The sequence below is a fragment of the Ammoniphilus resinae genome (genome assembly GCF_017873965.1).
GTDB lineage: Bacteria > Bacillota > Bacilli > Aneurinibacillales > RAOX-1 > Ammoniphilus_A > Ammoniphilus_A resinae.
This window is the reverse complement of sequence record NZ_JAGGKT010000017.1, coordinates 64,542-71,717: the sequence shown is the minus strand read 5'-3', so window position 1 is coordinate 71,717 and position 7,176 is coordinate 64,542. Positions and strand designations below refer to the sequence as shown.

Here is a 7,176-nt window from a genome sequence, read left to right as displayed (position 1 = left end):
TCACGGTGACGCACTGTCTGTCTGCTAGCGCTTCCGGCCGTCGGTGCACACGGGACTTGAACCCGATAAGTATAGTGCGCTGCCAAGCGCACAAAGAGGCTGACCCATTGGAGTCAACCTCTTTCGTTTGAGCTATCTTATTAGAACAGTGATGCCTTCTTCATCATCAAATTGAAATTCCAAGCCAGCACTGTATGGATCCCGGCCAAGATATTGGTGCAGGTAAAAACGAACCGCTTCAATCAAGTTACTTTCAATTAAAACCTGTTTTCGTTCACCAACCCAAACCTCGGCAGAATAACCATAGTCTTCATCCCACATGAGCTCTACCGATACCTCCTGTGGGGTAACCTGCCTTTTATCTGCAACATGCAAACAAATGGCGTTTATTAATTCCTGTTCAGAGAGTTTCTGACTTACCATGCCTTTTTATCCTTTTCCCGCTTTTGATCTCGGAAATAAGTAAAGGCTCTGACAATAAGCATCACAACAAAGGCAATCGCCAAGGCATTTATAAGTAGGCCCAAAATGGCTCCAAGTGCTCCCATGTTGCCGAATAGACCTCCTAGAAGAAGACCGGCAAGCCCTCCGTATAACAATCCTTTCATAAAGCCGCCTTTACTTGCGTTGGCTGCTGTATTTGGTGATTTCATCGTATTTGATGTTGGTGCCTGTTGTTTATTAATCGTTGAATTGGAATTGGTTGTAGCTGGTGGTTTGGTTGGAGTTTGGTTAAATGACTTGACCCCCGATTTGTAACCCCTTTTCGCATCGGCATGGTCATCGATCCCTACCAAAGCACCTGGTGCAAAAACAAAAGCGAAAGCAACGACAAGAGCAAGTAATTTCTTTAGCATTCCCTTTCTCCTTCTTTGTTATATTTTTACCCTATTAATATATATTACTACATGTCTCACTTAGAAGTAAACTCGGGGCTCATACGGAGATCATGGGAAAGAGCAACTGAAAACGGTAAGAACTGTAATCATTACTTTTCCGGGTTAATGCGCAATCTATAAAAGGGGTGAGATCACATGCCACAAGTAGAAGTCAAATGTTCTGTTTCCAACTGTAGTTTCTGGGGAAAGGGAAATAATTGCCAAGCCCCAACCATTATGGTAGAAGTTGACCAACACGCTGATTACAATACCGAAATGTCTTCAGAGTTTGGAGTAGACACTAGCCATCAGGACCAAGCACCAACCTCTGCGGTAACCTGTTGCAAGACGTTTAAACCGAAAAAATAAATGGAAGGACCCGGTTGATTTGACCGGGTCCTTTTTTAGAATCCATTTTATGAAATTAACTCATTGAAGAGCTTTTCTCAAAAGATCTTCTGTTTACAAACTATAGAAACCGAGTGAAATAAAACCAACTAATGCTGCAATTCCCGTTGCAACAGCAACATACATGGGATCTAACTCCTTTAATATAAATTTGATTAGTATTTGTAGATTTCCCATTATAAATTGGTATTAGTCATTAATTTCACAAATTAGACATATTTAATCCATCTGCCAACAAACAAAAAAACGCCTTCTATTTTGTCCAGACTACCGACAAATAAAAGACGCCCTCTTTCATGTGATTAACACACTCTTAACAATTTGTTACCGCTTACCGAAAACGTTTACTTACTCCTTACCCTTTCATCCCACACGGTTCTCGATCCGCAACTTATCAGCCACCATCGCAATGAACTCCGAATTCGTGGGCTTTGCCTTGGAGTTGCTGACAGTGTAGCCGAATAGGCTGCCGATGGAATCCATGTTGCCGCGAGACCAGGCTACTTCAATGGCATGGCGGATAGCGCGTTCGACGCGACTGGCTGTTGTGTTGAACTTTTTAGCGATATCCGGATATAGAACCTTCGTAATCGATCCTAACAATTCTACATCGTTGTAGACCATGGTGATCGCTTCCCTGAGATACATGTATCCTTTGATATGGGCTGGTACGCCAATTTCATGAATAATGGCTGTAATATTTTGATCCAATGATTTAACTTTAGGAGCAGATGAAGATGGTACCTTCATTACAGACTTTAGAGTATATGTATGATTGCTATTTGCAACTTGACGAATGCGGTTTGCCAATACTTCCATATCAAACGGCTTCAGAATATAGTAGGAAGCACCTAATTCAACGGCCTTCTTTGTTACTTCTTCTTGACCGAAAGCGGTAAGCATAATTACTTTAGGCTGTTCTTTCGAGTCAATGCTGCGAATATGTTCAAGTACGGCAAGTCCATCCAGATGCGGCATGATGATATCAAGAATTAATACATCTGGTATACCATCAGTTTCGAAAATTTTAAATACTTCGTTACCATTAAAAGCAACACCTATAACTTCCATGTCACCTTGGCTATTAATATAATCTTTAAGAAGTTCAATAAATTCTCTATTATCATCAGCTAAAAGTACTTTTATCTTACTCAATGATCGTTCTCTCCTTTAAGTAAATTTTCGATCAGCTTCTCCTGTAACATTTTCGACAAAGTTGTAAGAGTTCCTGCTGTGAAAATTAAATTCCTTAATTTTTTTTAGTTTTTATGTGTTTTCGACGTATTTCTTCCTTTTTCGTCGTTTTTGGAAAGAAAAAGACCTAAGGCTTTAGCTCGCCTTAAGTCCCTTTTTGTTTTCAATATTGACGCCTGCATCTTTCAACATCCATTCTATAAATAAACCGTAACCGCTTGTCGGGTCATTGACAAAAACATGTGTCACAGCGCCAACCAGTTTCCCATTTTGAATAATTGGGCTTCCGCTCATCCCTTGGACGATTCCGCCTGTTTTCTTCAATAAATCGGGATCCGTGACTTTAATAATCATCCCTTTTGTTGCCGGAAACTGCTGTTGAATGACGTTTACAATTTCAATATCGAACTTTTCTACCTTTTGCCCATCAACTACAGTGAGGATTTCCGCGGGCCCTTCCTTGACTTCTTCCGTCAAAGCAATCGGGATCGGCTCCTTCACCATATTGTTATCCGGGTAGGTGTCCATTGTCCCGAAAATCCCGAAGGGAGAATTTTTAACAATATTACCTAACTTTTTTCGTTCATCTTTAAAAATGGCAAACTTTTCACCAGGGGCTCCATTTTGCCCTTTTTCAATCGATGTAACCTGTGATTGAACGATATGTCCATCCCCAACAACAATCGGTTTACCGGTGTCAATATCTGAAATTACATGACCAAGCGCACCATATTTCTTCGATTCCGGATCATAAAAGGTAAGGGTTCCAACCCCAGCAGCGCTATCCCGAATATAAAGTCCCATTCGGTATGCTTTGTCTTTGGCATCAAGAGCAGGCGTTAGTTCAACCTCAATCTTCCCCTCGCCTCTGGCTAACAGCAGGGATAACGGTTTATTCTTTTCTCCAGCCTCTTGAACCAGTTTGCCTACCTCTTCAATGTCATTGATATACATCCCATTAATTTTTAAAATCATGTCTCCGACCTGAATTTTTGCAGCTTCTCCCGGGGATACTTTGTTCGTACCATCGTCCACAAGATGATGACCAACAACAAGTACACCTGCTGTTTGAAGCTGAACCCCAATGGATTGTCCACCCGGATAGACCTTGAGATCTTTCAGCACGTTGACACTCATCGTTTTGATGGGAACATTACCAACTTTTAATTCAATCTTTGATTGACCAGTTTGTTTGGAATTAATGGTTACAGGTGAATTAAATTTAAGGTTAGTTTCTTTTTTCGAAGTTCCATTAATGCCTACAATATCCGGATCAGTTGTTGTAACCGAACCCGAAACTGGCATGGAGAGGTTGATATTCTTTACAGAACCTTCAAAAAGGCGAACTTCATCAGGAAGAGAGGCAAATTCCTGAAAGGGTGTTGAAAAAACGGTCAGGATCGATAAAGCGACTAGAAGAAAACCTAACCATTTTTTTTTGATTTTGCTTGACAACGGGTATCACACTCCTACCTTCCCTTACCTACACCTCCATCAAGACGGTATTTATAATCTTACCTTCTACCGCTTCATTTATTACGGAAATGTGCAGGATTCTCTATAGGAAAGGATGGAAGTGAAACAATTCCTAGCCAACTGTAATCGCTGTTTTTTGGCGAATTTTCCCTTTAACCTGTTCTGCCAAAGACAACATTTCCTCCGCATGTTTTCTTGTCGTATCTGTAACCTCAACGCCGCCAAGCAGGCGTGCTAATTCACACGTTCGTTCCTGGCTTCCAAGCAGTTGAACTTTGGTTTGGGTCTCTGAATCAGTAGCGGTCTTGGAAATCAGATAATGGGCATCCGCCATACAGGCCATCTGTGGCAAGTGGGTAATACACAGAATCTGCTTCTGCTTCGAAATCGCAACAAGCTTTTCCGCGATTGCCTGTGCAGCGCGACCGCTTACCCCTGTATCTACCTCATCAAAAATAAAGGTCTCTACCGGTTCCACGTCAGCTAAAATGGTTTTCATCCCTAACATGATCCGCGAAAGCTCTCCTCCTGAGGCGATCTTAGCCACGGGGCGAAGAGGTTCCCCAGGATTAGCAGAAATCAAAAACTCTACATGATCAACCCCTTGATCGTTCACGCGCACTTTCTGGCCGGATACTTCTAGTCCGTCTTCATCTTCGACCATTTTAACTTCAATCGAAAATCTGACCTTTTCCATCTGTAGATCTTTCAGCTGAGCTTCAATTTTACCAGCCAATTCCCCCGCTGTTTGCTGCCGCCGCCGGGAAAGCTCCATCGCTTCTAGAGCCAAGTCCTGTGCCAGCTCATGACGTTTCTTCATTAATTCTTCTAATTTTTGTTCACGGTTTTCAATCATTTCCAATTCTTCTTCAATGGCTGACGCATATTCAAGGATCTCTTCAATATCCTTACCGTACTTCCGTTGCAGTCGCTTGATCTCGGCTAATCGTGTTTCAATGTGCTCCAACCGATGTGGTTCAAATTCGGTTTGTTCCCGGTAGGCTCGTAGGCTTCTTGCCAGATCCTCTATTTGGTAAAAAGCTGTTTCAAGGGCACCCGCCATTTCCCCAATCTTTTCATCATAGGTGGAAACGGTTTCTAGATGCGATAACGCCAGACCAGCCCAGTCCAAAGAGGCATGTTCTGCAGTAAGGGCCTGATAAGCATCATCGATCCCCTTGAATAATCGTTCACTATTGCTAAGGCGAATTTTTTCTGCATTCAGTTCTTCATCCTCATGCAGCTGCAGATTGGCTTCGGAGATTTCTTGCAGTTGGAAGGAAAGCATATCTTGTCTTTGGGCTAAATATTTCTCATTCTGGGACAATTTTTCATATTCAGCCTGCACTGTTTGATATTCGTTGTAAAATTTTTGATAATCCTTCTTCACCTGGGCAAGTTCTCTCCCGGCAAAGGCGTCTAGCCAGCTTAAATGGCGATCGGCGTGCATCAGTAGCTGATGGTCATGTTGACCATGCATGTGGACAAGCCAAGGGCCAATTTCTTTTAGGACAGCCATGGGAACCAATTGCCCATTGATCCGACAGATACTTTTCCCTGCGGATGTGATCTCCCGCCGTAAAATTAATAAATCGTCCTCGAAAACTTCAATTCCCAATTCAAGCAGCAAGGGAAGCACGGGATGATTCTCTTCGATTTCAAAAAGGCCTTCAATTTCTGATTTCTTCTCCCCGTAACGGATATATTCAGTAGAACCTCGTGCACCGGTTAACAATCCAAGGGCATCGATCAGAATGGATTTTCCCGCCCCAGTTTCCCCAGTCAGGATGTTTAAGCCTTTCTGGAAAGAAATTTTTGCTTGCTTAATGACGGCCAAGTTTTTAATGGATAACTCAAGTAGCATGGAAATTCCCCCTACAACATGTCCAAAAATCTTTTGCAGGAAACATCGGCTGCCTCTTTGCTGCGATTAATAATAAGGATGGTATCGTCACCACAGATCGTACCTAATATCTCTTCCCAATCAAGATTATCAATCAAAGCACCAATTGCATGAGCATTTCCAGGCATTGTCTTCATTACTAGTAGATTGTCAGCTTGGTCAATACTAATAAAGCTGTCCATCAAGGTCCTTTTTAATTTTTGTTGTGGATTGAAACGTTGATCAGCCGGTAATGAATATTTATAACGTCCATCATTGGTTGGTACCTTGACCAGATGAAGTTCTTTGATATCTCGTGACACAGTGGCCTGCGTCACGTTATAGCCGAGTGAACGCAAAAAATCAACCAGTTCATCCTGGGTTTCAATATCATGATTTGCAATAATTTCGCGAATTTTGATATGTCGTTGTCCTTTGTTCATGGATTCTCCCCCATTAGTTTTTTTCGAACAACATCAAAAAAGCTGCTTTCCGGCCATTTAATCAAAATGGTTTGGTATGGAGACTTGCGAATCAAAATCTCATCCCCTACTTCCAGTTTACAGCCGATTTGACCGTCTACAGTAAAGCCAATATCTTGATGTGTAGCATCAATCACAATGCGCATCACTTCCTCCCCAGAGACAATCATCGGTCTAGAGGTTAGAGAATGTGGAGCAATCGGTGTAATAATCATCAACTGAATATCTGGAGCAACGATCGGGCCGCCTGCTGACAGAGAATATGCAGTTGAGCCTGTCGGGGTGGAAACAATTAACCCATCGCCAGTGAAAGTGGTAATGTGGAAACCACCCACATATGTCGCGCATTTGATCATCCGACTGAATGTCCCTTTGGCAATGCATATATCATTGAGGGTGTGATATTCCTCAAGTTTTTTCCCTCTTCGGAATAGCTCCGCCTGAATCATCATGCGATTTTCTAAGCGATAATTTCCCTGCAGAATATTCTCCACTGCCGCTGGCAGGTCTTCAGGCTCTGCTTCAGAAAGAAAACCAAGGTTGCCAAGATTAATTCCAAGGATGGGAAGTGAATAGGAGCAAAAATCACGGGCAATGCCAAGCAGGGTCCCATCTCCCCCAAGAACAAAAATCAGTTGAGCCTCTTTCGGGAAGTCAGATCGCTTGCGCACAAGTTCAGTTCTGCCCAAAAAATCGCCAACAAACGGCTCAACTATCACTTTACAACCCTTTTGTTCCAAAAGAAAAACAATGTCCTTGGCAAATTTTAAAGCCCCTACTTTATCTCTATTGACCGCTAAGCCAATGGTGGTCACAAATAGAACCTCCTTTATCCCCAGCCTTCTTCTTTCTATTA

8 protein-coding genes are annotated in these 7,176 nt (G+C 42.4%); 1 reads left to right on the top strand and 7 read right to left on the bottom strand.

What is annotated here, in order from left to right:
- Positions 1–132 precede the first annotated feature (132 nt).
- Both J2Z37_RS20615 and J2Z37_RS20610 read right to left on the bottom strand, forming a co-directional pair.
- A complete protein-coding gene (locus J2Z37_RS20615) occupies positions 133–423 on the bottom strand; it encodes a YxcD family protein (protein WP_209812202.1) in 291 nt (96 codons plus the stop codon).
- The gene (locus J2Z37_RS20610) at positions 417–857 is read right to left on the bottom strand and encodes a hypothetical protein (RefSeq protein ID WP_209812201.1); all 441 of its coding nucleotides are present in this window, start codon (positions 855–857) and stop codon (positions 417–419) included. Before J2Z37_RS20610 ends, J2Z37_RS20615 begins: the two co-directional genes overlap by 7 nt.
- A 177-nt stretch (positions 858–1,034) precedes the next feature.
- Between J2Z37_RS20610 and J2Z37_RS20605 the strand changes: the two genes are divergently transcribed.
- Complete coding sequence (locus J2Z37_RS20605) at positions 1,035–1,247, top strand: DUF1540 domain-containing protein (RefSeq protein ID WP_209812200.1); 213 nt, start codon at positions 1,035–1,037, stop codon at positions 1,245–1,247.
- A gap of 402 nt (positions 1,248–1,649) precedes the next feature.
- On the opposite strand, the gene spo0A is transcribed toward J2Z37_RS20605, so the two are convergent.
- The 5 genes from spo0A to J2Z37_RS20580 form a co-directional block, all read right to left on the bottom strand.
- On the bottom strand, positions 1,650–2,441 hold the full coding sequence (gene spo0A, locus J2Z37_RS20600; protein ID WP_209812199.1) for a sporulation transcription factor Spo0A: 792 nt from the start codon (positions 2,439–2,441) through the stop codon (positions 1,650–1,652).
- A 174-nt stretch (positions 2,442–2,615) separates the two neighbouring features.
- Positions 2,616–3,935, bottom strand: coding sequence for a SpoIVB peptidase (gene spoIVB, locus J2Z37_RS20595; protein ID WP_209812198.1), 1,320 nt, complete (start codon positions 3,933–3,935; stop codon positions 2,616–2,618).
- Between the two features lie 133 nt (positions 3,936–4,068).
- Positions 4,069–5,820, bottom strand: a complete 1,752-nt coding sequence (gene recN / locus J2Z37_RS20590) for a DNA repair protein RecN (RefSeq protein WP_209812197.1) — start codon at positions 5,818–5,820, stop codon at positions 4,069–4,071.
- An 11-nt stretch (positions 5,821–5,831) separates the two neighbouring features.
- Positions 5,832–6,281 carry a transcriptional regulator AhrC/ArgR gene (gene ahrC / locus J2Z37_RS20585; protein ID WP_209812196.1) on the bottom strand — a complete coding sequence of 150 codons (450 nt, stop codon included), beginning with the start codon at positions 6,279–6,281 and terminating at the stop codon, positions 5,832–5,834.
- Positions 6,278–7,135: an NAD(+)/NADH kinase gene (locus tag J2Z37_RS20580; RefSeq protein ID WP_209812195.1), complete on the bottom strand. Its 858-nt coding sequence runs from the start codon at positions 7,133–7,135 to the stop codon at positions 6,278–6,280. The genes ahrC and J2Z37_RS20580 overlap by 4 nt, the downstream gene beginning before the upstream one ends.
- Positions 7,136–7,176: the final 41 nt, after the last annotated feature.